At 63.7% G+C, this 24,803-nt stretch carries 31 protein-coding genes and 1 tRNA gene; 25 read left to right on the top strand and 7 right to left on the bottom strand.

Annotated features, from left to right (window positions below):
- The first annotated feature begins 42 nt into the window (after positions 1-42).
- From LDB26_RS04385 to LDB26_RS04300, 18 genes are all read left to right on the top strand, one after another.
- The gene (locus tag LDB26_RS04385; RefSeq protein ID WP_257540601.1) at positions 43-534 is read left to right on the top strand and encodes a hypothetical protein; all 492 of its coding nucleotides are present in this window, start codon (positions 43-45) and stop codon (positions 532-534) included.
- A 1-nt stretch (position 535) separates the two neighbouring features.
- Positions 536-1,099 (top strand): hypothetical protein, encoded by a 564-nt coding sequence (locus LDB26_RS04380; protein WP_257540598.1) that lies wholly within the window; start codon positions 536-538, stop codon positions 1,097-1,099.
- Complete coding sequence (locus LDB26_RS04375) at positions 1,096-1,470, top strand: hypothetical protein (RefSeq protein WP_257540594.1); 375 nt, start codon at positions 1,096-1,098, stop codon at positions 1,468-1,470. The genes LDB26_RS04380 and LDB26_RS04375 overlap by 4 nt, the downstream gene beginning before the upstream one ends.
- Positions 1,460-1,702, top strand: a complete 243-nt coding sequence (locus tag LDB26_RS04370) for a hypothetical protein (protein WP_257540592.1) — start codon at positions 1,460-1,462, stop codon at positions 1,700-1,702. Before LDB26_RS04375 ends, LDB26_RS04370 begins: the two co-directional genes overlap by 11 nt.
- A complete protein-coding gene (locus tag LDB26_RS04365; protein WP_257540590.1) occupies positions 1,699-2,016 on the top strand; it encodes a hypothetical protein in 318 nt (105 codons plus the stop codon). The genes LDB26_RS04370 and LDB26_RS04365 overlap by 4 nt, the downstream gene beginning before the upstream one ends.
- 14 nt (positions 2,017-2,030) lie before the next feature.
- Positions 2,031-2,213 (top strand): hypothetical protein, encoded by a 183-nt coding sequence (locus LDB26_RS04360; RefSeq protein ID WP_257540588.1) that lies wholly within the window; start codon positions 2,031-2,033, stop codon positions 2,211-2,213.
- A gap of 1 nt (position 2,214) precedes the next feature.
- Positions 2,215-2,643, top strand: coding sequence for a hypothetical protein (locus LDB26_RS04355; protein ID WP_257540586.1), 429 nt, complete (start codon positions 2,215-2,217; stop codon positions 2,641-2,643).
- Positions 2,640-2,906: a hypothetical protein gene (locus tag LDB26_RS04350; protein WP_257540583.1), complete on the top strand. Its 267-nt coding sequence runs from the start codon at positions 2,640-2,642 to the stop codon at positions 2,904-2,906. Before LDB26_RS04355 ends, LDB26_RS04350 begins: the two co-directional genes overlap by 4 nt.
- Positions 2,906-3,667 carry a hypothetical protein gene (locus tag LDB26_RS04345; protein ID WP_257540581.1) on the top strand — a complete coding sequence of 254 codons (762 nt, stop codon included), beginning with the start codon at positions 2,906-2,908 and terminating at the stop codon, positions 3,665-3,667. The genes LDB26_RS04350 and LDB26_RS04345 overlap by 1 nt, the downstream gene beginning before the upstream one ends.
- A complete protein-coding gene (locus LDB26_RS04340; protein ID WP_257540579.1) occupies positions 3,664-5,013 on the top strand; it encodes a DUF6551 family protein in 1,350 nt (449 codons plus the stop codon). Before LDB26_RS04345 ends, LDB26_RS04340 begins: the two co-directional genes overlap by 4 nt.
- Positions 5,010-5,216, top strand: a complete 207-nt coding sequence (locus tag LDB26_RS04335; protein ID WP_257540577.1) for a hypothetical protein — start codon at positions 5,010-5,012, stop codon at positions 5,214-5,216. Before LDB26_RS04340 ends, LDB26_RS04335 begins: the two co-directional genes overlap by 4 nt.
- Entirely contained in the window at positions 5,213-5,506 is a 294-nt protein-coding gene (locus LDB26_RS04330; RefSeq protein ID WP_257540575.1) for a hypothetical protein, read from the top strand. The genes LDB26_RS04335 and LDB26_RS04330 overlap by 4 nt, the downstream gene beginning before the upstream one ends.
- Positions 5,503-5,739, top strand: a complete 237-nt coding sequence (locus tag LDB26_RS04325) for a hypothetical protein (protein WP_257540573.1) — start codon at positions 5,503-5,505, stop codon at positions 5,737-5,739. Before LDB26_RS04330 ends, LDB26_RS04325 begins: the two co-directional genes overlap by 4 nt.
- Positions 5,736-6,134, top strand: a complete 399-nt coding sequence (locus LDB26_RS04320; protein WP_257540570.1) for a hypothetical protein — start codon at positions 5,736-5,738, stop codon at positions 6,132-6,134. Before LDB26_RS04325 ends, LDB26_RS04320 begins: the two co-directional genes overlap by 4 nt.
- Positions 6,131-6,571 (top strand): hypothetical protein, encoded by a 441-nt coding sequence (locus LDB26_RS04315; RefSeq protein WP_257540568.1) that lies wholly within the window; start codon positions 6,131-6,133, stop codon positions 6,569-6,571. Before LDB26_RS04320 ends, LDB26_RS04315 begins: the two co-directional genes overlap by 4 nt.
- On the top strand, positions 6,568-7,311 hold the full coding sequence (locus tag LDB26_RS04310) for a Rha family transcriptional regulator (protein WP_257540566.1): 744 nt from the start codon (positions 6,568-6,570) through the stop codon (positions 7,309-7,311). The genes LDB26_RS04315 and LDB26_RS04310 overlap by 4 nt, the downstream gene beginning before the upstream one ends.
- A complete protein-coding gene (locus LDB26_RS04305; protein ID WP_257540564.1) occupies positions 7,308-7,913 on the top strand; it encodes an AlpA family phage regulatory protein in 606 nt (201 codons plus the stop codon). Before LDB26_RS04310 ends, LDB26_RS04305 begins: the two co-directional genes overlap by 4 nt.
- A 154-nt stretch (positions 7,914-8,067) precedes the next feature.
- On the top strand, positions 8,068-9,423 hold the full coding sequence (locus LDB26_RS04300) for a tyrosine-type recombinase/integrase (protein WP_257540562.1): 1,356 nt from the start codon (positions 8,068-8,070) through the stop codon (positions 9,421-9,423).
- Positions 9,424-9,440: 17 nt separating this feature from the next.
- Here LDB26_RS04300 and LDB26_RS04295 read toward each other — a convergent pair.
- Positions 9,441-9,516, bottom strand: a tRNA-Thr gene (locus tag LDB26_RS04295).
- Positions 9,517-9,683: 167 nt separating this feature from the next.
- Here LDB26_RS04295 and LDB26_RS04290 point away from each other — a divergent pair.
- The 6 genes from LDB26_RS04290 to LDB26_RS04265 all read left to right on the top strand — a co-directional run bounded on the left by LDB26_RS04290 (position 9,684) and on the right by LDB26_RS04265 (position 19,267).
- On the top strand, positions 9,684-10,955 hold the full coding sequence (locus LDB26_RS04290) for a hypothetical protein (RefSeq protein ID WP_257540560.1): 1,272 nt from the start codon (positions 9,684-9,686) through the stop codon (positions 10,953-10,955).
- Between the two features lie 273 nt (positions 10,956-11,228).
- Positions 11,229-15,890 (top strand): NAD-glutamate dehydrogenase, encoded by a 4,662-nt coding sequence (locus tag LDB26_RS04285; RefSeq protein ID WP_257540557.1) that lies wholly within the window; start codon positions 11,229-11,231, stop codon positions 15,888-15,890.
- Positions 15,891-16,131: 241 nt separating this feature from the next.
- Positions 16,132-16,779, top strand: coding sequence for a PepSY-associated TM helix domain-containing protein (locus LDB26_RS04280; RefSeq protein ID WP_257540555.1), 648 nt, complete (start codon positions 16,132-16,134; stop codon positions 16,777-16,779).
- A gap of 18 nt (positions 16,780-16,797) precedes the next feature.
- Positions 16,798-17,331 (top strand): DUF2271 domain-containing protein, encoded by a 534-nt coding sequence (locus tag LDB26_RS04275; RefSeq protein ID WP_257540553.1) that lies wholly within the window; start codon positions 16,798-16,800, stop codon positions 17,329-17,331.
- A gap of 11 nt (positions 17,332-17,342) precedes the next feature.
- Positions 17,343-18,224: a DUF4198 domain-containing protein gene (locus LDB26_RS04270; RefSeq protein WP_257540551.1), complete on the top strand. Its 882-nt coding sequence runs from the start codon at positions 17,343-17,345 to the stop codon at positions 18,222-18,224.
- A 176-nt stretch (positions 18,225-18,400) separates the two neighbouring features.
- Positions 18,401-19,267: an FAD:protein FMN transferase gene (locus tag LDB26_RS04265; RefSeq protein WP_257541972.1), complete on the top strand. Its 867-nt coding sequence runs from the start codon at positions 18,401-18,403 to the stop codon at positions 19,265-19,267.
- A 15-nt stretch (positions 19,268-19,282) separates the two neighbouring features.
- Here LDB26_RS04265 and fghA read toward each other — a convergent pair whose 3' ends face one another.
- The 6 genes from fghA to LDB26_RS04235 form a co-directional block, all read right to left on the bottom strand.
- Positions 19,283-20,125 carry an S-formylglutathione hydrolase gene (gene fghA, locus LDB26_RS04260; RefSeq protein ID WP_257540549.1) on the bottom strand — a complete coding sequence of 281 codons (843 nt, stop codon included), beginning with the start codon at positions 20,123-20,125 and terminating at the stop codon, positions 19,283-19,285.
- An 11-nt stretch (positions 20,126-20,136) separates the two neighbouring features.
- Complete coding sequence (locus LDB26_RS04255; RefSeq protein ID WP_062064391.1) at positions 20,137-20,520, bottom strand: VOC family protein; 384 nt, start codon at positions 20,518-20,520, stop codon at positions 20,137-20,139.
- 11 nt (positions 20,521-20,531) lie between these two features.
- Positions 20,532-21,641, bottom strand: a complete 1,110-nt coding sequence (locus tag LDB26_RS04250) for an S-(hydroxymethyl)glutathione dehydrogenase/class III alcohol dehydrogenase (protein WP_062064389.1) — start codon at positions 21,639-21,641, stop codon at positions 20,532-20,534.
- A gap of 86 nt (positions 21,642-21,727) precedes the next feature.
- Entirely contained in the window at positions 21,728-22,120 is a 393-nt protein-coding gene (locus tag LDB26_RS04245; RefSeq protein WP_257540547.1) for a DUF488 domain-containing protein, read from the bottom strand.
- Between the two features lie 10 nt (positions 22,121-22,130).
- Positions 22,131-22,376 carry a hypothetical protein gene (locus tag LDB26_RS04240; RefSeq protein WP_062064387.1) on the bottom strand — a complete coding sequence of 82 codons (246 nt, stop codon included), beginning with the start codon at positions 22,374-22,376 and terminating at the stop codon, positions 22,131-22,133.
- Positions 22,377-22,481: 105 nt separating this feature from the next.
- Positions 22,482-22,922, bottom strand: a complete 441-nt coding sequence (locus tag LDB26_RS04235) for a MarR family winged helix-turn-helix transcriptional regulator (protein ID WP_257540546.1) — start codon at positions 22,920-22,922, stop codon at positions 22,482-22,484.
- 48 nt (positions 22,923-22,970) lie between these two features.
- Here LDB26_RS04235 and LDB26_RS04230 point away from each other — a divergent pair, with 48 nt between their 5' ends.
- Positions 22,971-24,755 (top strand): chloride channel protein, encoded by a 1,785-nt coding sequence (locus LDB26_RS04230; RefSeq protein ID WP_257540545.1) that lies wholly within the window; start codon positions 22,971-22,973, stop codon positions 24,753-24,755.
- Positions 24,756-24,803: the final 48 nt, after the last annotated feature.

Raw genomic sequence — 24,803 nt, 5'->3', positions numbered from 1 at the left:
ACATGTGAGCCACCCTGTCGTTTAGACGACGGAGAAATCAACATGGCCGACGCCACCACGGCGCGGAGCGATAGCGCTTCGCGAGATGAAGAATTGCGCCAATCTGACATCGCTGCCCTGTGCGAACTGATCGGTTCTGCTGATCGATATTGCATAGCGGCCGAGCGCGAGCAATCGCGCGGCTTTACTGGCTTCAGGTCAGTTTACCAGAAGTCCTATGCTGCCCTTTGCGAAGGACATTTGGAATTGCTTCGCGCTGTCCCGTCCGGGACTGATCGCGACATTGTAATCTTGGCCGGACACGCTGCTCTGATGGCGGACCAGATCCAAGGCATGGTTGTCGACAATAACACCTACGCCGCGCGCCTACTTGAGGGCATCCATGCAGCGCTGATCAGTATCAGTGGTTCGATTGGTAATCGGTTCCCCCAAGAGGTGGACGAGGTCGCCGCCGTCTGGCCTGAATTGGGCCAGTCCATCAGGAACGACATTTCGGTAGCGCGTCAGATGATCGCGGAAACGGAGGGCCGCTGACATGGCCCGCGCAGACAGCAACTTCATACCGCTCCCCGATCTGCCCACCGGCACCAGCCCCGAACTGGCTGCGCTGCTGGATCGGATCAAGGTCGCTTACCTCTCTGACGAGGATGAGATTACGGACGATTGGTTTCCCGCGAAGCGCGAGGTGGCTGCTTTCGCGAGCCGCAACGGGGCGGACATCGCCGTTAAGCTGATGGTGGCTCTGCATGAGATCGGCCCCGGACGAGACGGCGACCGCATCGGTTATCGGCCGGGCGACTTCTGCACCGACCTGTCCATGGATTTGATCGCGTCGGCCATGAATGACGTGCTCACGGTGCAATTCACTTTCATCCGGATACTGGTCGACCACATGCGGCAAAATTATGTGTCGCTGTTTCTGGGCGAAGACAGCGAATTGCGGGTCGCCTTCCCAGAGCCGGGCATATGCGGTCGCCCAGAACGCAGTGACATTCTCGACAATATCGATGGCGCGATGCGCGCGCTCTGCAAGCTCATGTGCGCTGTCCCCGGAGCCACCAAGATCGTTCGGGGCGTCGTGGCGGAGGCGCGCCCATGACCTGGATCATCATCAAGCAGCCGCACTTGCTGGACAGCGCATGGGAATTGGCATCCGAAGCATATTCAGACGCCAATTCCGCCCTCAATGCATTGCCGTCCGACGCAAGCGACGACCAGAGCAACGCAGCCACTGACAAGCTGGTGGCCACGATCCACACACTCGTCGCACTTCCGGCCCGCAACATTTCGGATTGCATCATCAAGCTCGCCGCTTCGGGCGTCGAGGATGGCGACAGCTATCCCGGCATCGATGTGCGCGAAATCATCAACGAGATGACCTGCGTTCTCGATGAGGCTTGCCAGCGCGGTGGCCAACTCCTGCGCCAGATTCCCGGCCTTCTTGAGGGAGTGTCGTTCAATGCTCAATAAACGCAGCGCCTGCCGGACCTGTGACCACTTCCTTGCTGGCGGCGTGAATGGCTCAAGCAACGCGCCGGGCGCGATGGAGCGAAATGACGGCGTTGGCCTCTGCCGTCGCTATCCGCCGACATGGGTCCACGACAGCGATCTGGAAGACGAAGGCTTGTTCGTCTTTCCAACGATCCATCAGGACCATCGCTGTGGCGAATGGTCGGATCGCAAGCCGGGGATCGGACTATGAGCATCCCCCGCAACTGCGGAACCTGCGCCTTCTGGCGCGCCGGAGCCTTCCCGACCACGGAAAGTCCCGCTCCTGATGAAAGCGCCGCCAACCTGGGCGTCTGCGAGAATATCGTCCCGCAGGTCTTCATCGTCATGGGCGATCCGGTGACGCTTCAACCAGCGACGCACGCCACCCGGTGCTGCGCCGAGTGGATTTCAGTGTGGCCCGGCGATGACGACGGCCCCGACGACGACGACGGCGAACCTGCGCCCGATCCGAAGGGTCGCGTCCGCCAGCTTTTCCCGATCCGCCCCAATCCCATCGCAGCATGAAGGAGCATAGCCCCATGCCTGACACGCCGTTCTCACCCAATAACATCCGCCAGACCCAAGCGGAATTGCAGGGCCTCTACAGCGCCATGGTTGAAAACGCGGCCCACATCGCTCGCGCTCGACGGGCCATTTTCGAAGCACTCAAGGCCGAAGGCTTCACGGAAGCCCAAGCGCTCGATCTCTGCTGGAGGGTATAACATGCCGACCGAAACCGCCCAGCGCGAATACACCGCCACCGAGACGCAGGCTTATGAGCGCTATATCAGCGCAGTTGTCGAACATAACATCGTCTGCGCCCGGCCGGGTGCGACGACGAAGGAGAAGATGGACGCCGCGTTCGCCATGGATGCCCGGTTCCGTGAGTTCGCGCAGGTCGCTGGCCTTGCCATCGGCGGGCATAGCAAGCTGTCCGACATCGAACAGATCAAGACGCTGAAAGCCGATCTGGGCACCCTGACAGAGAGCGTCCGCAGCGCCTCCGCTATGCTACACGGCATTATCGCCATGGACGTGTTCAGCGTCCGCCCGGCCGATGCAGTCGAAGCCGACCATAACGCCTGCTGCACACTGCTGGATGACGCGCAGATAATCCTCCGCGTCGCCCTCAACAAGGCCGATGGCATATGACCGGCCTGACCCTGACAGCGCGCCTCGCGTTCCCCTTCCTCGTCGTTCGCAAGGGCAAGTCGCTCCTACCTCGCTTCCGTCACGCGACGATGGACGAGGCGACGGACGAGGCCCAGCGGCGCGCCACCGAGCGCCCCGGCGAAACCTATCTGGTCCTGCAAGAGGTGTTGCGGGTCCATTCGAAGTCCGCGCAAGCCCCCCGCGTGGATGAGCCGGGCGGCAACGTCCCCCGCCGTCCGGCTCACAATGGGGAGGAACGCTGATGCCGACCCGGAACAAGACATTTCGCGTCACCGATGAACAGGCGCAGATGGTGCTTGACCTTCTGCCGGTCGTGTCGAGCTTCCGGCAACTCGCGCTGGCGACGGGCCTCAACAAAACCAAGGTCGGATACATTGCCGCGCCCTATCTGGCGATCATGCGGGCGACCGGCGCTATCGGTCTTTGCGAATGCGGGCGCGAGCGGTTCCACCCCCGTGTCTGCTCGCGCACCCTGTCGCGCGGCGGTCGGGTTATCACGCCCAAACTTCTGGCGCACCGGGCCGAAATGGTCGCGGCCATCATGTCCGGCGAACAATATCTCTCCATCGCCCGGCGCTATGGTGTCGATAAGGCCACGGTTCGCGCCTACCTGCGCTATCTGACGCCCGCCCAGCGCGAGCGGCGCAAGGCGCTGGAGCGCGCCCGGATCAGGGAGAGCCGGGCCGTGCCGGTCGTCAGGCCGCATCGTGACGCCCTGTATCGCCGCGTCTATGCCGCTCTGCCCGGCTGGCTGGACGATACCCTTCGCGATGATGTCGCCAGCGAAATGCTCGTGGCGATCTACGAGGGCGCGGAGGAACGCGAGATCATCGCCCAGGCGGAACGCTTCGCCCGCGCGGCCCGCAATGCCTTCGCCTCGAAATTCGGCGCGATCAGCCTCGACCAGCCCCTTTTCGACGGCAGCCGCGAAACCATTGGCTCGTCGATTGTCGATCCCGGCGCGCTCGCCGCCTTCGACTATATCTTTGAGGAACGCATATGAGCGGCGCTCACCATCCGGCCGTCACCCGGCCCGCTCAAATCTGGGTCTATCAGAAGGCCGCGCAAAAGCCCGCATGGGTCGAAAGCGCCATGGTCGGCGATCCAGCCCCGAACGGCACCTTCATGCTTCAGTCGGAGCTTGGGCAGGTGCGGGTGCATCCCGGCAATGTCATCTTCGAATATAAGGGCCACCTCTACGCCTGCCCACACAGCGAGATACAGCGGACCATTCAGGAACTGGACGATAGGTTCGCGCCTCCGCCTCCGAAGGACACGGCGTTGCCCAGCTTGGCCGCAGACGTTGCCCCGCGCGACGACGACACCGACGATATTACGCGGCGGATCAGGGCGCAGCAGGGGGTAGATTCGCAATTTGCATTTTCTGCAAAGAACTCGACCCTAAAGCCGCAGAAAACTGCGGTTTCTGGGGTGGATTCGGGCGCCAAGGAACTCACTGTCGGCAAGCAACCTTCGGCACCAGCCAGCAGCACCCAAAAACCGCAGAAATCTGCCGCTTCCCGACCGTCGGCAAGCAAGTTCGGCAACGCCCCCCGGAAGTGGCCAGCGACCAAGGGCAACCCGCCTTCAATCGAGATGCGGCCCCCATCCGAACTGAGCCTTGACGACAGCTATCAGCGCGCCACGGACAGCAGCACCAGCCAGACGCTGATCCGTAAGATCGCCCATAATTGGGACTGGCGCATGTGCCTGCCGCTGGTCGTGTCGAAGCGCGATGACGGGACATTGTGGGTTATCGACGGCCAGCACCGGCTTGCGGCGGCAACGCTGCGCGGGGACATTCAATATCTGCCCTGCTGCGTCGCGGTCTATGGTTCCGTTGCCGATGAAGCGGCGATGTTCGTCGCCATGAACCGGACCCGCAAGGCGATGAACCGGCTGGACGACTTCCACGCTGCCACCGCCAGCGGCGATTCCGAGGCATTGGAGATCGCCAAGCTCATCACGGACGCGGGCTTCACTGTCTCGCGCCGCACCGGATCGCAAAGCTGGGTGCCAGGCGAAGTTGCCTTCACCAGCGCGATTGCCAAGGTGTTGCGGAAGCATGGGGCGAAGGTCTGCGCCGACGCGCTCAAGACGATGCAGGAGGCGTTCCCCGACGAGGTTCTGAACGCTGGGGCCAGCATGTTCACCGCGCTCACGAAGCTGGCGATCACCCCGCCCGAAGGCTTTGACCCGGATCGCCTGTTCCGGGCGCTCCTGCGGCGTAATCAGAAGGAATGGGCCAGCTTCCTGAACGAGACCAAGGGCGGCGGCGAGGAACGCGCGTTTGCGCTGCGTCAGGTGCTGCTCATGGCCTATGAGGAAGAAGGGGAGACGGCGGAATGAAAGTCGTCACCCCCGAAGAAGCCGAAAAGGCGTCATTCGTCGTCTGCGTCCGCAAGGGCGAGCCCTATCCGTTCGCCGACAATCTGGAAGGCACCTGCGCTTGGTGCGGCGCGGAAGTGATCTTTCGGCCTCACGCGCCGAAGAAGCCCCCTCGCATTTGCTCCCCCTGTTTTCTGCACTGGCTGGAGGCCAATCCGCAATGAGCGATAATGTAATTCCTTTTGAAGCAGCCCAGCGGGATCGCGCTGAAATGGCAGCGCGCCGGTTCAAGACGCTCTACGTCGAAGCGCGCACGCTGGATCAACTGCCCCCAGAATTGGGGGCGCCAGAAGAATGGCTGACATCGGCAATCGTCTATCTGAAAACGGAGATGTCGAAGCCGGAATATAATGGGCGGACCATCACCGTTTCCGGCCCCGCCGTCGAACTGCTCATCTGGCACATCGAGGCGCTGGAGAATGGCGGCGAGCCGTGGGGAGGGAACGCGGCGTGACGGAGGACGATCTGGACGATTTCGCGATGGAACTTGCCAAAATTGCGCGAGCGCGCCTCGGGATGGAGGACGCGGCGGGCGTCCTATACCAAGCCAGCGCCATCATCGCGCTTAACTACCTGCCTTTGGAAAACGTGAACGCGTTCTTCTCCGCCATGGTGAATAGCATCCATGTCAAGCTCAGCGACCAAATCGCAGCCGGAATGGCTGGCGGGGAGGTCGTGAAGCAATGAGCGATCTTCTCAACCTCGCCCAGCGGCTTGAGGAAGCCTGCGACATGACGGGTTCGATCAATGGCAGGCATGTCGTCAAATGGATCAGGGAACGGGCGTCTCAGGATGCGACCGGGACCATCAGCTACTATGCCGACTGCATCGAGAACGAGGCCAAGCTGTTCGATGATCTGGCGGCAGTGGCGAAGCACATCGCGGCCATCCTGCGCGCAGAGTCGGTCCTGTTTCGCCATGAATTGCGCGAGATGAAAGCCGAGCGCGATCTGCTGCAAGAAATTCTCGATGGGCGACCGGCGATCAACGCCGGGCTACCGGACAGCTATATTCGATGGTCGCAGTCGATCTATTCGGGCGAGATGTTCCGGGCAATTGCGGCGCGAGGGAAGTTACAATGACGATCCTCTCCCGCCTCGACGCATGGCTGGGCAAGACGCTGTTCCACCCGCCGATCATCGCCCTGTGCCAGCTTACCCGGCAGACGCAATATGCGATCAGCGGCGCCCTGTGGTTCTTCGCTTGCTGCCATGCGACCTATTACGCCCAGCATGACGGCTGGGGCTGGGCCATTGTCCTGTGGCTGGTGACGATCACGGCCTTCATCGGCGCCACGCTCTTTCCCGATCACGAAAGACAGTCGTCGGGACTGTTTCGGCTATTCTTCTGGTCGCTTCTGTTGCTGGAAATCCCGGCGATGCTGCTGGTGGGCCACGTCCGGGCGACCGCCATCCGCGATGTCATCATCCTGTTCGCGGAATATGCCGCGACCATCAAGACGATCCCGCCGCGCAGGAAGCGCGAGCGGAACGCCAGCGCGAAGGAGGCGCGGGTATGAACGACACCCTAAACGTGCCCGTTTTCATCGTGAAGGACGGCGCTCCCATCGCGGACAGCCGAAACGTCGCAAAGGCGTTCGGCAAGCGGCATGACCATCTTCTGGATAAGGTTGATGGCCTGTTGCGCGACGCTCCGGAACTCAACGGCCCGAATTTTCGGGTGGTTCCGTACGAAGATGCCAAGGGTGAAATACGCCGCGCCTTTGAAATGGATAGGGACGGTTTCGTCCTGCTTGCCATGGGCTTCACCGGGAAAAGGGTGCTCAAGTGGAAGCTGGCATATATCGATGCTTTCAATCGCATGGAGGCGGCGCTTCACAATAGTGCGCCCATCGCGTTGCCCGCAGACGTTCGTCAGGTCATCGGCGGCATCGTCAAGGGCATCGTCCATAAGGAACTGACCGAGATCGTCCCGGCGCTGGTGAGCGAGCAAATCATGTCCGATCGCCGCAAGCTGATCGAGGGCGTCAGCGCCTTGGAGATTGCCGAAATGGCCGGATATACCAAGGGGAAACGCCCGCGTGGGCTGATCCAGTTCATCACCGCCCGCATTCGCCGTTACCATGAGGATCGCGGATATTTGCCTCACCGGACGCCGCATGGCTCATGCAAGGTGCTGGTCTATGTCGAGGCAGTCGCCAGGCGCTGGCTGAGCGAAGGCGGGCGGGCATCGATCGACGCCTATGTTGCGGAGCGCAAGGGGCAGGGGCGTCTGCGGCTCGTGGAGGTGCGGGTATGAACGAAGCTACCGAACGCCGCCGCGACAACCTGCTTCGGCTCGTAGATGTGATGCGCCTGACCAATCTGACAGCGGGGGATATTACCGCGCGCCAAATTGCAGGCGACTTCCCGCAGGGCGTCAAGATCGGCCCTCGCTCAACACGCTGGAGCGAGCAAGAGATAATCGCCTGGCTTGCCACAAAGCCGTCGCTGTGCCGGGCCTATGTCCCATCACTTCGCGCACCTAAGGGGTATTACGTTAACGAGGCAGCGCTTGTCCGCCATGCGCCCGCCTATACCGGAAGGCACATGAGCGTAGACCGTCTGCGCGAGTTCGCCGTGCCCATAGCTGATATGATGCACGGTGGCACAGGTCTCTACTTCCTTTGGCGAGGCGACTCCGTCGTGTATGTCGGCCAAACGCGAGCGGGCTTTCTACGGATCGCCACTCACATGTCGAACACGGGAATGGCGTTCGATGCGGTGGGATTTTTGCGCTGCCCCAGCAGCGAACTGGATGCGGCGGAGCGCGCCTATATCGATAGGCTGCTGCCTGAATATAATCGCGATCCGATAACCATGAAGGCGAAGCGGGCGCTATCCTCGAAGGCTAAGCGATGACGCCCCACCCGTTCACGGCGATCACCGACGCGCTTGAGCGGGCGGCCCGAAATGGGACACGCGCCCATCTTAACTACGATCTTGTTCGCGCGCTGGTCGCATCGGAGGCATATTCGCTGCTTCTGGCTGATCGGCAGAAGGAGATAATTTCAGCATGGCAGGATCACGACGCGCAGCCAGCGCGCCAGGACGAACCCAGCTTGGGCCGTTCTGGCTCTGGTATAGGGCCGACCGCGACGACTGGCGCATCTGCTGGTATGATGACGGCGGAGGAACAGGAGGCCGTAGGACACGCCGCCTCTCAACGGGCATTGGCGGCGGTCGACCGGATCGCCCGCCGCAGGAGGCGCAGGACGCCCTAGTCGCACACTATGAGGCATGGCGGCAACCGACGCAGGAGCCGACCAACGTCGCTATGGTCGAGGCTATCATGGCCGATTGGCTTGTGGAACATGCCGAAAAGCATCTTGCCGACCCGACGCGCTACGCCAATTCCATCGCGCACTGGCTGCGGTTCTTCAAGGCGGAGCGGCAGGCCGGGCGCCTGACCGGCGCGCCAACGGTTTCCGACATCAAGAAGGCGCTGGTCGAACGGTTCATTTCCATGCGCCAGTCGGAGGGCGCGAGCCCGCACACTGTCAGCCGCGACGTTGCTGCACTGCGCCAGCCGCTCAATTGGGCCTGGAAGGAAGAGCGCATCGAGAGCGCGCCCTTCGTGCCGGACGTGAAGGGAAAGCCTGAAGGCAAGACGCTGGTCTATACCCCGCAGCAGGTCGCTGCGCTGCTCGACGCCGCGCGGGCGGAGCCTGACCGCGAGCATATCGCCCTGCTGGTCATGATCGCGCTCAGCACACACGGGCGCATGGAGGCGATCCTCGAACTCACCACAGATCAAATCCAAGACAATCTGATCTACTTCAACGCCCCCGGCCGGGCGCAGACGAAGAAGCGGCGGTCCATCGTGCCCATCGCGCCGACGCTCGCCTCATGGCTTTCCGATCTGCCGGAGGGCAAGGTCATCCAGTGGAAGAAGCCCAAGCGGAACGTCACGACGGGGAAGCTGGAATATGCCCTGCTGCCAGCAGGCAGCGTGAAGAAGTCGTTCGAGAAGTGCCTGCTGGCTGCGGGCATCAGCGCCATTGAAGTCGACGATCAGGGCGAGCCGGTATGGCTTCCGCCACGCCGCAAGCTGGGCGAGACAAAGCCCCGGCCGAAGCTGGTCGGGCTGGGATCACCCAACACGCTGCGCCACACATGCTCAACCGAAATGCATCGCAGGGGCGTCCCGGAAGCCCAGATAGACATGGCGGCGGGCCACAGCGGCGATGGCACGAACAAGAAGCACTACCGCCACCTAAGGCCCGATTATCTGGTGGATTTCATCGCAGGCGTCGAATCATTCTGGGCTGAAGTCGGGCGCTTCACCAGCGCTCATCTGCGATCCCGCAGTGATCCCAAAATCGTTTCCTTCGGTTCCGCGAAGGCGACACGCAAACCGAAAAAGCCCTGATTTCTGCGATATTTTGGTGGTGCCGCTTACGTGACTCGAACACGTGACCCTCGCATTACGAATGCGATGCTCTACCAACTGAGCTAAAGCGGCATCGGGGCGGGCAAATAACAGCGGTTTGGGCGAAGGACAAGCGGACATTTTCGCTTCTTCCCCTCATTCGCGCGCTTTCTCGTCTTACGCGGCGTTCTTTACCGGGCATTTACCATCTGCTGCCACTGTGGGGCCCAAAGATTTGCTTTGGTTCAAGGATCGATCGGATGGACACTCTGCGGGGACATGATATCGACGGCGATCAGGATGATTTCGATTACGCCGACGATGCCGCGATCGAAAGCCCGCATGCTGTTATCACCAATGAACGGCGGATGCAGGTCCGCGCCTATAATTATTGGGCGTCGCTGCTGGGCGACCGCGCCTTGCCGTCGATCGAGGATCTTCAGCCCGAACAGCTTGAGGATTTCGGCCCCTACAGCGTATTGCTGGACTTCAGCGCCGGTGTCGATAACCCAGGGGTTATCTATATGGGCACGGCCCTGCGTCGGGAATGTGAGATCGGCGGGCCGATCAGTCACGTCGACGATGTGCCGGCCCGCTCGTTGCTGTCGCGCCTGACGGACCATTATCTCCAGATCATCGCCAATGCCGCGCCCATCGGCTTCGAAGCCGAATTCGTGAACCAGCGCGGCGCGGAACTGCTTTACCGCGGCATATTGATGCCCTTTTCCTCCGATGACGAGACGATCGACTTCGTGTTCGGCGTCATCAACTGGAAAGAGGTCGCCAGCCGGGAGGAAACCGATGCGCTGGAGCGGGAGGTTGGCGAGGCGCTGGGCCTTTCCCTGAACGATTTTGCCCGCGACGACGCAGCCATGGCCGATCCTTCGGTGCTTGACCTGACCGCTTCGGACATGATCGACATGCCGGTTCCCGATGCCGACGCCCCGCTGGCCGACTGGCTGGCCGCCGCCCGCGATGGCGCGGAGCAGGCGCGCGGCAGCGAAGCGCGCAGCCATGGCGCCCTCTATCATGCCATTGGCCTTGCCTATGATTTCGCCCTGGCCGCACGGGAATCGCCGGAAGATTATGCGGAACTGCTCACCGATGCAGGCATAAAGGTGCAGGCGCGCAGCCCGATGACCGCCGTCGTCAAGCTCATCTTCGGCGCCACTTACGACAAGACGCGCATCACCGAATATGCGGCGGCGCTCGACCATGGCTGCGTGCTGGGGCTGGGCATGGGGACGCTGGCCGGTCATCTCGCCGCTTATGATGGCGGGCTGAAGGCACTGGTGCGCGACATCCGCGCCGCCCGCCGCGCCGAAATGCCCGCAAAGCCCGACCGCGCCGGCTTGGCGCGCCATGCGATAAAGCGCGCGCCGGCCCTCACGCCACAGGCGATCGCCACGGATGATGACGGCCTCGCCGTGGTCGTGGCACGCCGGGAAAAGGATGGTTCGCTCGCGATCGTAGCGGCGCTGCCGGGCGGATCGTCGCTGGGCCGGAAGGTGATGATCGCCGCCGCACCATGAACTTTCCCGCGCATGTGCATGGACATGACGGGGCCTGCATCCTATAAGCCACCCATGAAGGAAGCGGCCTCGGCGCCCCTTCGCTGCGTCAAACCGCACAGGCCGCAACTCGTCATAATATTACGCAAATCGGTAACTTTATTTCCAATTCTCGCTTGAGCCGCACCGCGCTCGGGCGCATATAGACCTGCGAGCCGAGGAGTCGGATCGCGATCCATGCCTCCTTCGTTCTGGAAAAAGAAGCGGGAAATCCCGCGAGGATGAGGTGAACGCATGACGGCCGCGGCTGAGCCAAAGATCAAGGAAGTCGACCTTTCCATTCGTCAAGCTCTGGAGGACGCGCTGGCGCGCGGCGCGCTGCCGGGCGAAAGCGAGGGTTTCGATGAAGCCGCCATGGCCGACGCCGCCGCCTTCCTTGGCCGCACCGCCAGCCATCGCGCCTCCGGCGAGGCCGCCATCGCCGTCGAAACGCTGGGCGAAAGCATGTCGGGCCGCTTCATGCGGATCACCCTTGTCAACGATGACATGCCCTTTCTGGTGGATTCCATCGCCAACACGCTGGCGGCGGTGGACATCACCATCCACCGCCTGCTCCATCCCATTTTGTCGGTCAACCGCGACGCGAAAGGCACGCTCAAGGCGATACTGGACGATGAGGCATCGGGCGCCCGCCGGGAATCGATGATCTATATCGAAGCGGATCGCGCCGATGCGAAGGTCCGCCGCGCGCTGGAAAAGGACTTGCACGACACGCTGGCCGACGTGCGGGCCGCGGTCACGGACTGGCCGCGGATGCGCGAAGCGATGGCGGCCGATGCCGACGCTATCCCCGATGAGGAAGGGGCGGCGCTGCTGCGCTGGTTCCTCGCCCGCCATTTCACCCAGATCGGCCATGAGATATGCGACCGCGACGGCAAGGCGCGGGACGGCGTCGGCATCTGCGCCCTGCGCGACAAGCCGCTGATCGCGCCCGCTTCCCGCGATGCCGCCTTCGCCTGGTTCGAGGAGGGCAAGCGCGTTCCCCTCATCATCAAATCCAACATCCTTTCGCGCGTGCATCGCCATGTGCTGCTCGACCTCATCATCGTGCCGGTGCGGGAGGGCAAGGATGTGGTGGCGCTGTCCATCCATGCGGGCATGTGGACCAGTTCCGCCCTTGCCGCGCCGCCGGACAAGGTGCCGCTGCTGCGCTCGGCCCTGTCGCTGCTGATGGAAAAATTCGGCTTCGATCCGGTAGGCCATGCAGGCAAGACGCTGGTCCATGCGCTGATCGCCCTGCCTCATGACATATTGATCGGCTTCGACCGCGAAACGCTGGAGCGGCTGGCGCTGACCTTCATGTCGCTGGCCGACCGCCCGCGTCCGAAGCTTGCTCTGGCCACCAGCGCGCTGGCCCGCCACCTCTATGCCTTTGTCTGGCTCCCGCGTGAGGAGTTGTCCACCTCCCGCCGCGTTTCCATTCAGAACATGCTGTCGCAAGCTGCCAAAGGACAGGTGCTCAGTTGGTCGGTCGCGCTGGAGGAAGGGGGCCTCGCCCTGCTCCGCATCACGCTCGACCTGCGCGACGGCGGCATGGTGCCCGATGACGTGGCCCTTGACGAACGCCTGCGTAAGATGGTGCGCGGCTGGCTTCCCGCCGTCGAGGAATCACTCGCCGAAACCGAAGAGCCGGGCCGCGCCGCCGCCCTCGCCCAGCGTTTTGCCCCTGGCTTCCCCATGGCCTATCGCAATGGCGCGGGCGCGGCGGAAGCGGCGCTCGACATCCGCCTGATTCACGGCCTTTCCGGCCCCGGCGACAAGTCGATCCGCATCTACCGCAATCCCGAAGACGCGGCGGAAAGACTGCGGCTCAAGCTGTACAGCCATGACGCCATCGCGCTCTCCGAAGTCGTCCCCGCCTTCGAGAATTTCGGCTTCCGCGTGATCGACGAGATGACGACCCCAATCGACGGCGGCGCGCTGGGCCATGTCCAGCGTTTCGTGCTGGAACTGCCCAGCGGCGGCGATGCCGAGGCGGTGATCGCCCGCGCCGACATCGTGACCGAAGCCATCGCGCAGGTGCTGGAAGGCGTGGCGGAAGACGATCAATTGAACGAACTGATCGTGACGGCGGACCTGTCGCAGCGCGCGGTCGTGCTGTTCCGCGCCCTGTTCGGCTATCTGCGTCAGACCGGCATGGCCTATGGCCGGGCGACGGTCGCCAATACGCTGCGCCGCGAAAAGGACGTGGCGCTTCAGCTTGTCGAACTTTTCGCCGCGCTCCACGACCCGGCGGGCAAGGACAGCGAAACCCGCGCCGCCAAAGCGCAGGCCGCCATTGACGAGGGTCTCGAAAAAGTCACCGCGATTGACGAGGATCGCGTGTTGCGTCTGCTCCGCGCCGTCATCACCGCGACCCTGCGGACCAATTTCTTCGCCCCCGCCTCCGCCGAAGCCCTCGCCTTCAAGCTCGACAGCGCGCAGGTTCCCGGCCTTCCCGCCCCGCTGCCATGGCGTGAGATCTGGGTCTATTCCCCCCGCGTGGAGGGCATCCACCTGCGCGCCGGCCCGGTCGCGCGCGGCGGGCTGCGCTGGTCGGACCGGCGCGACGATTTCCGCACCGAAGTCCTCGGCCTCATGAAGGCGCAGCGCGTCAAGAACGCCGTCATCGTGCCGACCGGGGCAAAGGGCGGCTTCTATCCCAAGCAACTCCCCAATCCGCAGGTCGACCGCGACGCATGGATGGCGGAGGGCACGGAAAGCTACCGCATCTTCATCCGCGCGCTGCTGTCCGTCACCGACAATATCGTCAAGGGCAAGGTCAAGCATCCCGCGCAGGTCGTCATCCATGACGGCAACGATCCTTATTTCGTCGTCGCGGCGGACAAGGGCACGGCGACCTTCTCCGACGTCGCCAACGCCATCGCGCTGGAACATGATTTCTGGCTGGGCGACGCTTTCGCCAGCGGCGGCAGCCATGGTTACGATCACAAGGCGATGGGCATCACCGCGCGCGGCGCATGGATCAGCGTGCGCCGCCACTTCGCCGAAATGGGCGTGGACGTGCAGAGCGATCCCGTCACGGTCGTGGGCTGCGGCGACATGTCGGGCGACGTGTTCGGCAATGGCATGTTGCTCAGCAAGGCGATCCGCCTGGTCGCCGCCTTCGACCACCGCCACATCTTCATCGATCCCGATCCCGACCCGGCGAAAAGCTGGGCGGAGCGCGAGCGCCTCTTCAAGCTCCCCCGCTCCAGCTGGGACGATTATGACAAGGCGCTGATCTCGAAGGGCGGCGGCGTTTTCCCCCGCTCGCTCAAGAGCATCCCCCTGACCCCGGAAATGCAGGCCGTCCTTGGCGTCACCGCCACGGAAATGGAGCCGACCGCGCTCATTTCCGCGATCCTCAAAAGCCCCAACGACCTGCTCTGGTTCGGCGGCATCGGCACCTATGTGAAGGCGGCCGCGCAAAGCCAGGGCGATGTCGGCGATCCCGCCAACGATCACCTGCGCGTCAATGGCGAGGATCTGCGCGTCAAGGTCGTGGGCGAAGGCGCCAACCTGGGCGTCACGCAGGCGGGGCGCATCGCCTTTTCCCTGCGCGGCGGACGCATCAACACCGACTTCATCGACAATTCGGCGGGGGTCGATTGCTCGGACAATGAAGTCAACATCAAGATCGCGCTCAACAAGGAGATGATCGAAGGCCGCCTCGCCTTCAACGCGCGCAACACCCTCCTGGAAAGCATGACCGACGCGGTGGCCGACATCGTGCTGGAGGATAACCGGCTTCAGGTGCTGGGCCTTTCCATCGCGGAAAGCGGCGGCGCGGCGGACCTTGCCAGCTATGTCCGCCTCATCGAAACCTTCGAGGAAGCGGGCAGGCTCGACCGGCAGGTGGAGGGGCTGGCGGCGAACGACCAGCTTCTGCGCCGCAGTCAGGACGGCCTGGGCCTCACCCGCCCCGAACTCGCCGTCCTTCTCTCCACCGCCAAGCTCGCGCTTCAGGATGCGATCGAACAGGGCGATCTTGCCACCGATCCCAGCATGGGCGGCGAACTGATGGCCGCCTTCCCCACCGCGATGCAGAAGAAGGAGGCGGACGCCATCGCCGCCCATGCCCTGAAAAAGGAAATCATCGCCACCAAGGTCGCGAACCGCATCGTCAATCGCCTCGGCCTCATCCACCCGTTCGAACTGGCGGAGGAAGAAGGCTGCTCGATGAGCGACCTTGCCAGCGCCTTCCTGATCGCGGAACGGCTCTATGGCATCCACAAGCTGTGGGACGACATCGACGCGGCGGACATGTCGGAAGCGGCCCGCCTCGCCCTGTTCGGCCATATCGCGGGCGGGATGCGGGCGCAGATCGCGGACATCCTGCGTTCCGTCCCCACCGGCACGCTGCCGGACGAGGGGCAGAAGCTGCTCGCCAAGGGCGTCGGCAAACTGGCGAGCAAGGTCGACGACCTCCTTACCAGCGAAGCCATCCGCCGCACCGCCGCCGTCACCGATCATCTTCTCTCGCTCGGCGCGCCGGAGGATCTGGCCCATCGCACCGCCGGCCTGTTCAAGCTGGACGGCGCGGTCGGCATCGCCATGCTGGCCGAAAAGCTGGGCGTGGACGAAGTCGCCCTCACCCGCGCCTTCACTCATCTGGGCGAAGCGGTCGGCATCGACTGGGTCCAGTCCGCCGCCGCCCGGATGGAGCCGACCGACCCATGGGAGCGCCTGCTCATTTCCGGCGTCGCCCGCGACATGCAGCAGGTGCGGCTCGACCTGCTGGCCCATGCGAAGGGCAAGGACATCGCCGCCCATGTCGAAAACTGGCTGAAGGAAAAAAGCTCCCGCATCCGCCAGTTCCGCACCCTCGTCCAGCGCGCCAAGGCCGCGGCCGTCCCCAACGTCGCCATGCTCGCCGAAATCGCGGGACAGGCGCGGGGCCTGCTGGGACGCTAAAAATCCTCCCCTGCAAGGCAAGGAATAGCAAACCATCACATCCTCCCCTTAAAGGGGAGTGGGCAGACCGAAGGTCTTATGGAGGGGTATCGGCGCCCTCAAGGGAGCGTTACCCTTTCTATTCAGCAAAGAACATTTCCGCTTACATCTTGATACAATTTCCCTTCCCCGCAGGTTTGCAATTGCGAGTCGTTCGCGTTATTCGACCCGTCTCGCGCCACACAGGATTCGCCGCTTTCCAATGCACGCCCCCGCCAGCCTTCAACCCAAAAAGAAGAAGAAAGCGCCCAAGGCTTTCTGGCTGAAGCAACTTCATGCATGGCACTGGATCAGTTCGGCGGTCAGCCTCATCGGCTTGCTGCTGTTCGCCTTCACCGGCATCACGCTCAATCACGCCGCCGATGTGGAGGCCACCCCGCAAACCGTCGAAAAGGCCGCGACCCTGCCCCCCGCTCTGCTCAAGCAGGTCGCGCCCGACGACAAGCCCGACGCCAAGAAACCCCTGCCCGCCGACATCGCCCACTGGATCGAACAGGAAATCGGCCAGCGCGGCGCGGGCGAAGCGGAATGGTCCGCCGACGAAGTCTATCTCCCCCTGCCCCGCCCCGGCGGCGATGGCTGGGTGTCGATCGACCGGCACAGCGGCGCAGTCACCAGCGAAGCGACCAGTCGCGGCTGGGTCAGCTACCTCAACGACCTGCACAAGGGCCGCAACACCGGCACTGTCTGGAAATGGTTCATCGACATTTTCGCCGTCGCCTGCTTCCTCTTCGCGCTGACCGGCCTGCTGCTGCTCCAACTCCACGCGGCCAAGCGACCCAGCACATGGCCGCTGGTCGCCATCGGCCTTGCCATCCCGGCGATCCTCGCCATCGTCTTCATCCACTGACAGGGGAAAAGAACAACCATGCAGATCAGCCACAAACTGCTGCTGACCGGCGGAGCGGCGCTGGGCGCGACCGGCGCTCTGGCCGTGCCCGCGCAGGCCGAAACGCTGAACCTCACCGTCAATATTCCCCGCCTGTCGGTGGCGGAATATCACAAGCCCTATGTCGCCATCTGGCTGGAGAAGGAAGGCGCGACGCCGCGCACCCTGTCGGTCTGGTATGATTATGACATGAAGAATGGCGAAGGCACGAAATGGCTGCGCGACGTGCGCCAATGGTGGCGCGCCTCTGGCCGGACGATGCAATTCCCCGCCGACGGCATCACTGGCGCCACCCGCGCGCCGGGCGATCAGAAAATCACCTTCACCACCGGCAAGGGGCCGTTGGGCCAGCTTGGTCCGGGCAATTACACCTTGATCGTGGAGGCCGCGCGCGAAGTCGGCGGCCGCGAAGTCGTCCGCCTGCCCTTCACATGGCCCGCCAAACCCGGCGCGGTCGTGCGGGCCAAGGGCGCAAGCGAATTGGGGGCAGTCAGCCTCAGCATCGGTAAATGAGGGGAAGTTCCATGAAGGCCAGATTTCTGATCGCCGGCGCGCTTGCCGCGCTGACGCTTTCCACCGCCGCGCAGGCGCATCGCCAATGGATGCTGCCGTCCTCCACCGTGCTGTCCGGCGATGATAGCTGGGTGACGGTGGACGCCGCCGTGTCCAACGACCTCTTCTATTTCGAACATTTCCCGATGAGCACGGACAATGTCGCCGTGACCCGGCCGGACGGTTCGGCGGGTCAGATCGAAAACGCCGCCAAGGGCCGCTACCGCTCCACCTTCGACGTGCATCTGACACAGCCGGGCACCTGGCGCATCGCCAGCGTATCGACCGGCGTGATGGGCAGCTACATGCTGAACGGCAAGCGCGAACGCCTGCCGCGCGGTACGACCAAGGAAACGCTGGCCACAGCGATCCCCGCCGGAGCGACCGATGTGCAGACCGCCGAAGCCGCCAACCGGAACGAGATTTTCGTGACGCTGGGCGCGCCGACCACCAATCTCTTCAAGCCCACCGGCGTCGGCCTTGAAATGGTGCCCGTCACCCATCCCAACGACCTTGTTTCGGGCGAAAGCGCGACCTTCCAGTTTCTGCTCGATGGCAAGCCCGCATCCAGCCTCAAAGTCACGGTGATCCCCGGCGGTATCCGTTACCGCGATTCCCTGGGCCAGATGGACCTCACCACCGGCGCGGACGGCAAGCTGTCAGTCACATGGCCGCAACCGGGCATGTACTGGCTCAATGCCAGCATCGGCGGCGGACGCGAAGGCGGCGGCGGCGAAGGCAAGGGGCCGGGCGCAGCCGAAGGGAAAGGCCCGCCGTCCCCTCCGCAGGCCCCCGCAGGCCCGCCCGAGCGCCGCGCCTCCTACGTCACCACGCTGGAAGTGCTCGCGCCCTGAGCAGCCAAGGACTTGGGCGCATCGGGGCGGGCGTCTGACCTGTCCCGATCCAGCCCAGCCAGAACACAGGATCGGGTGTGCCCGCCATCCGCATAGCCATCCCGCCCGATCTTTCGCCCGACCAGTTCGACGGTCGCAACCGGGCGGGAAAGATCACGGACCTTGGCGGGCCGACCATGGGCACGATCTGGTCGGCCCGCATCGTCGACGCGCCCACCGATTGTGCGGCGCTGATCGAAACCGTCCTTGCCCGCATCATCGCGCAGATGAGCAATTGGGAGGCGGAATCCGACATCAGCCGCTTCAACCGGCTGCCCCTTGGGCAATGGATGTCCCTCCCCGATGAGATGATGGCGGTCCTGCGCGCAGGACTCGACATGGCGCGCCTTTCCGGCGGCGCCTTCGATCCCGCTATCGGAAATCTGGTCGACCGCTGGGGCTTTGGTCCCGGCAAGCAAGCGGCAGCCGGAACACCCCCCTCACCTCCATGGCAGGCCATAGAGATGGATGGTTTCCGCGCCCGCCGCCTCGCCCCGGTCGCGCTCGACTTCTCCGGCATAGCCAAAGGCTATGCCGTCGATGCCGTGGCTCAGGCTCTCAAAACACGATCCCTCCACCATTTCCTGATCGAGATCGGCGGCGAACTGCGCGGAGAAGGCGTCAAGCCCGACATCCAGCCATGGTGGGTGGACGCGGAATCTCCACCCGGCCTCGCCGTCCCGACGCTTCGCATCGCGCTTTGCGGCCTTTCCGTCGCCACCTCCGGCGACTATCGCCGCTTCCGGATGGAAGGCGGCCGCCGCCTTTCCCACAGCATAGACCCCGCGACCGGCGCGCCCATTACCCATGACGTGGCCGCCGTCACCGTCCTCCACCAAAGCGCCATGCTGGCCGATGCCTGGGCGACGGCCATCACCGTCCTTGGCCCCGATCGCGGCATGGCGCTCGCCACCCGGCACGGTATCGCCGCCCGCCTCATCGGGCGAACGAGCGATCAGGCGCAGGAATATATGACCCCCGCCCTTGCCGCCATGCTCGACTGACCGGGCACGCCGCCGTCAGAGCCCCTTCAGCCGGTGGGCATGCCACCGCACATGCTCTTCCATGAATGTCGATATGAAATAATAGCTGTGGTCATATCCCGGCTGCATGCGGATGGTCGCCTTCTGCCCGGCGACAAGACAGGCCTCCTCCAGCCAATGCGTCTGGAGCTGCTCCTCAAGGAACGGGTCGGCATCCCCCTGATCCACCAGCATGTCAGGCATCCGCGCGCCATCCTCGATCAGCGCGACGGCATCATGCCTGCGCCAGGCATCGCGATCATCCCCCAGATAGCCTGCCAGCGCCTTCTGTCCCCACGGCACCCGTCCCGGCGCAACGATCGGGGCAAAGGCCGACACCGCCTTGAAGCGATCGGGAAAAGTCAGCCCGATCGTCAGCGCGCCATGTCCGCCCATGCTGTGCCCCATGATGGACTGGCGCGACGGGTCGGCGGGGAAATGCGCGCCCACCAGGGCGGGCAATTCTTCGGTGACATAGGTCCACATGCGATAATGGGCCGCAAAGGGCGGCTGCGTCGCATCGACATAGAAACCCGCGCCAAGGCCGAAATCATAAGCGCCCTGCGGATCGTCCGCCACGCCTTCGCCCCTGGGGCTGGTGTCGGGCGCGACGAAGATCAGGCCGAGTTCGGCGCAGGCGCGGCGATACTCCCCCTTTTCCGTCACATTGGCATGAGTGCAGGTCAGGCCGGACAGATACCAGACGACCGGCAGCCGCGCGCCTTCCGCATGCGGCGGCACGAAGACGGAAAATGTCATGTCCGTCCCCGTCGCCAACGATGCATGACGGTAAACGCCCTGCACGCCGCCATGGGCATGGCTGGTCGAAAGCGTTTCCATGGCTGGCCGGGTCAAGCCGTCATGCGATGCATGGCGCAAAGCTTGTTGCCATAAGGATCGCGAAGATAGGCAAGATACATATTGCCGAACCCGCTTGCCCGAATGCCCGGAGGATCCTCGACCGACTTGCCGCCATTGGCGATCCCCGCCGCATGCCATGCATCGACCTTTTCGGGCGAATCGCAGGTGAAGCCGATGGTGCCGCCATTGGCGTGCGACGCCTGCTGGCCGTTGATGGGACGGATGATAAGGAACACGCCCTTATCGGACGGATAGGCGTAGCGATCCTCGCTCACCGCCATGGCCGGGCCATAGCCCAGCGGCCCCAGCACGGCATCATAGAAGGCCTTCGATATTTCCAGATCATCGGCGCCGACGGTCACATGACTGAACATTGTCCCTCTCCTCAATAAACGACGACGGACCGGATGCTTTCCCCCGCATGCATCAGGTCGAAGCCCTTGTTGATCTCTTCCAGGCTGAGCACATGGGTGATCATCGGATCGATCTCGATCTTGCCGTTCATATACCAATCCACGATTTTCGGCACGTCGGTTCGCCCCTTCGCCCCGCCAAAGGCGCTGCCTTTCCAGACGCGCCCCGTCACAAGCTGGAAGGGCCGCGTGCTGATTTCCTTGCCCGCTTCGGCGACCCCGATGATGATGCTTTCGCCCCAGCCGCGATGGCACGCTTCCAATGCGGTCCGCATGACGCCGGTATTGCCCGTGCAATCGAACGTATAGTCCGCGCCGCCATCGGTCAGTGCGACCAGATGCTGGACGATGTCTCCCTCTATCTTCGCCGGGTTGACGAAATGGGTCATGCCGAAACGGCGTCCCCATTCTTCCTTGCCGTCATTGATGTCCACGCCGACGATCATGTCCGCGCCCACCAGCTTGGCGCCCTGAATGACGTTGAGGCCGATGCCGCCCAGGCCAAAGACGATGACGTTGGAACCGGGCGTGACCTTCGCGGTCTTGACCACCGCGCCCACGCCCGTCGTCACGCCGCAGCCGATATAGCAGCTCTTGTCGAAGGGCGCGTCCTCCCGGATCTTCGCCACGGCGATTTCCGGCAGCACCGTGAAATTGGAAAAGGTGGAACAGCCCATATAGTGGAAGATCGGCTGCCCCTTGTAGGAAAAGCGCGTCGTGCCGTCCGGCATCAGCCCCTTGCCCTGCGTGGCGCGGATGGCGGTGCACAGGTTGGTCTTTCCCGACAGGCAGCTTTTGCACTGGCGGCATTCGGGGGTGTAGAGCGGAATGACATGATCGCCCGGCTTCACCGAAGTCACGCCCGCACCGACTTCGCGCACGATCCCGGCGCCTTCATGCCCCAGGATCGAAGGAAAGATGCCCTCGCTGTCCAATCCATCCAGCGTATAGGCGTCCGTATGGCAAATGCCGGTCGCCATGATTTCGACCAGAACCTCGCCCGCCTTGGGGCCTTCCAGATCGACCTCCACGATTTCGAGGGGCCTTTTCGCCTCGAATGCGACAGCGGCTCTGGTCTTCATGCGTAAACTCCTAACCCATATTCCGGGGCTATCTTTAGGACAAAAGTCAGCGGATGGAACCCCGCGCCAGTGTCTCGACAAAGAGCTCAGGCGTCGCTTGGCTTGGAACCGGCCTTGGGCGCTTTCCCGCAACGGTCGCGCAGATATTGGGCCAGAACGACCGCATGATTGCACCGCTCATCATGCGCGGCATAAAGCAGGGTCACGTCCCCCTTGGCCGCCCTATCGCACAGCAGCGCGACGGCATCGGGATTATCATCCAGTTCTCGCCGGTATCGGTCGCGAAACGCATCGAATTTCGCGGGGTCATGACCGAACCATTTCCGCAGCGCGGAGGACGGCGCGATCTCCCTGCACCACAGGGTCAGGTCCGCCGCTTCCTTCGTGACGCCGCGCGGCCAGAGGCGGTCGACCAATATCCTCTGACCGTCCGCCTGCGCCGGCGGCTCGTAAATTCTCCTGATGCCGATCTTGCCCATGGTCTAAAGCCTAAGCGAGGTTGAACAGCGTGAACATGCCGCCGATGGCGATGCCGAACACCATCAGCATGACGCCCGCGATCCGCAGCATATAGGTCAGCGGATCGCCGCCATCTTCTTCCGCCGCGACGGATTTCGCAGGCGTCCGCGGCCTGCCGATGATGCGGCGCGCCATATCCTGCCTGAACGCCATGGTGAAACCGGCAATGGCCAGAACAAGACCGAAGAGGTCGATGATCCATACATAGCCGGGCAAGTCGCTCCTCCTCGTTACAGGCGTCCAGGCCGATCTGCGCCCTCTTCCAGGATAAAACAAACGACTATTATCTTTATCCAGGGGCAATATTCTTGCGCTCATGGCTCACGCTAGCTGGCCCAGAATATCCAGCAGCACCGGCCGCAGCTTCTGCACTTCCTCGCGATGGATCGCGGTCAACGCCGCCAGCATAGCATAAGCGCCCGGCGTCAGGCGCAGATAGACCCGGCGGCGATCCGCCGCCGCCGCTTCACGCACAACCAGCCCCAGCGCCACCAGACGGTCGACAAGCCCCGTCGCGCTATGGGGCTTCAGGATCAGCCGTTCCGCCACATATCCGACCGTCGCCTGTTCCGGCGTCGCGGCCCGGATCGCCAGCAACGCCTGATGCTGCTGCGGCGTCAGCCCGGCCTGCGCGGCCTGACCTTCGCTGAACGACTGGAACCGGCGGATCGCATGGCGAAACGCCGCCAGCGCCCGATAATCCGCATCGGTCAGTTCCTTCTCCTGCGTCACCCCGATCTCCATCATTGTATTATATCGCATTACGATATAATTGGCGCGCCTCAACCTTGCTAGAGAGCGCCATTCCGCATGTCCCTTACGCCAACGCGCGCCGCCGAAACACATCAACTGGCCGATCATAGCGTGGATCGCCGCATGGCGCTGCTCGCGCTGATGGCCGTTATCGTCGGCACGGGAGGCGCGATGGGCGCGTGGATATTGGTCAAGCTGATCGCCATCGCCACCAACCTCTTCTGGTTCGGCCGCCTGTCCGCCGACAGCGCGGCGATCACCGAAGCCTCGGTCGGCTTCCTGGTGGTGCTGATCCCCATCGTCGGCAGCCTGATCGTCGGGCTGATGGCGCGCTTCGGCTCCGACAAGATCCGCGGCCACGGCATCCCCGAAGCCATCGAAACGATCCTGTTCGGCGAAAGCCGTCTTTCGGTGAAGGTCGCCCTGCTCAAGCCCCTGTCTTCGGCTATTTCCATCGGCAGCGGCGGTCCCTTCGGCGCGGAAGGGCCGATCATCATGACGGGCGGCGCCATCGGCTCCCTCTTCGCCCAATGCTTCCACCTGAGCGCGGCCGAACGCAAGACATTGCTGGTCGCGGGCGCGGCGGCGGGCATGACGGCGATCTTCGGAACCCCGCTCGCCGCCATCCTTCTGGCGGTGGAAGTGCTGCTCTTCGAATGGAAGCCGCGCAGCTTCGTGCCCGTGGTGGTCGCGGCGCTGGTCTCCTTCGCATGGCGGCCTTTCCTTATCGGGTCCGGCCCCATGTTCGCGACTGCGCTGGCGTTGCCAGGATCGTCCTGGGATCTGCTGGCGGCGGCGGGCATCGGGATCGTCGTCGGCCTGGAAGCGACATTCCTGTCGACCGCCCTCTACCGGATCGAAGATCTGTTTCACCGGCTCCCCGTCCACTGGATGTGGTGGCCCGCCATCGGTGCGGTCGTGGTGGGCTTTGGCGGCCTGATCGACGCGCATGTGCTGGGCGCGGGCTATGCCAGCATAGAGGCGCTGCTTGCCGCTTCCCTCCCGCTCAGGGTGGTCGCCGCCCTGCTGGTCGTGAAGGGCGTCGTATGGCTCGTCGCGCTGGGATCGGGCACTTCGGGCGGGGTTCTCGCGCCCCTTCTTATCCTTGGTGGCGCGGCGGGCTTCCTCATGGGACAGTTCCTGCCCGGCGATCCCGGCTTCTGGGCGATGATCGGCATGGCCGGCATCATGAGCGGCGCGATGCGCGCGCCCATGACCGGCGCGATCTTCGCGGTCGAACTGACCGGCCATTTCGAAGCGATCCCCTGCACCGTCGCGGCGGCGGGCGCTGCCTGTGCCGTCAGCGTGCTGCTGATGCGCCGGTCCATCTTGACCGAAAAGATCGCGCGGCGCGGGCGTCACATCCTTCAGGAATATACGGTGGACCCGCTCGACCTGCTGCAAGCCGGACAGTTGATGACCCGCGATCCCGCGACCCTGCCGGGGTCCATGACCATCGCGCAGGCGGTGTCCTTCTTCGCGGCCGACGCCATCCACCGCAGCTATCCCGTGGTCGATCCCGAAGGACGCCTGCTGGGCCTGGTATCGCGGACCGATGCCCTGCGCTGGCAGATGGAAGCGAATGGCGGCACCGTTTCCCTCGCCGACGCCATATCCGACGCCGCCCAGCCCGTCGCCTATCCCGATACGCCCAGCGGCGTGGTGGCGGACCTCATCATCGAATCGGGCATCGGCCGGATACCCATCGTCGATCCCGACAGCCGCCGCGTGCTCGGCATCCTCTCGCGGCAGGATCTCCTCAAGGCCCGCAGCGCCCATCGGCTGGCGGAAACCGGACGAAAGCGTTTCATCGGCCGCCCGGAAAGGCCCGCCACGCCCTGAACATCCGGCGCGTATCGCCGCGTTGCCAAGATGCCATCATTATACATG

The organism is Sphingobium sp. CFD-1 (assembly GCF_024611115.1).
Taxonomy (GTDB): domain Bacteria; phylum Pseudomonadota; class Alphaproteobacteria; order Sphingomonadales; family Sphingomonadaceae; genus Sphingobium; species Sphingobium baderi_A.
This window is presented reverse-complemented; position numbering and strand designations above follow the sequence as displayed.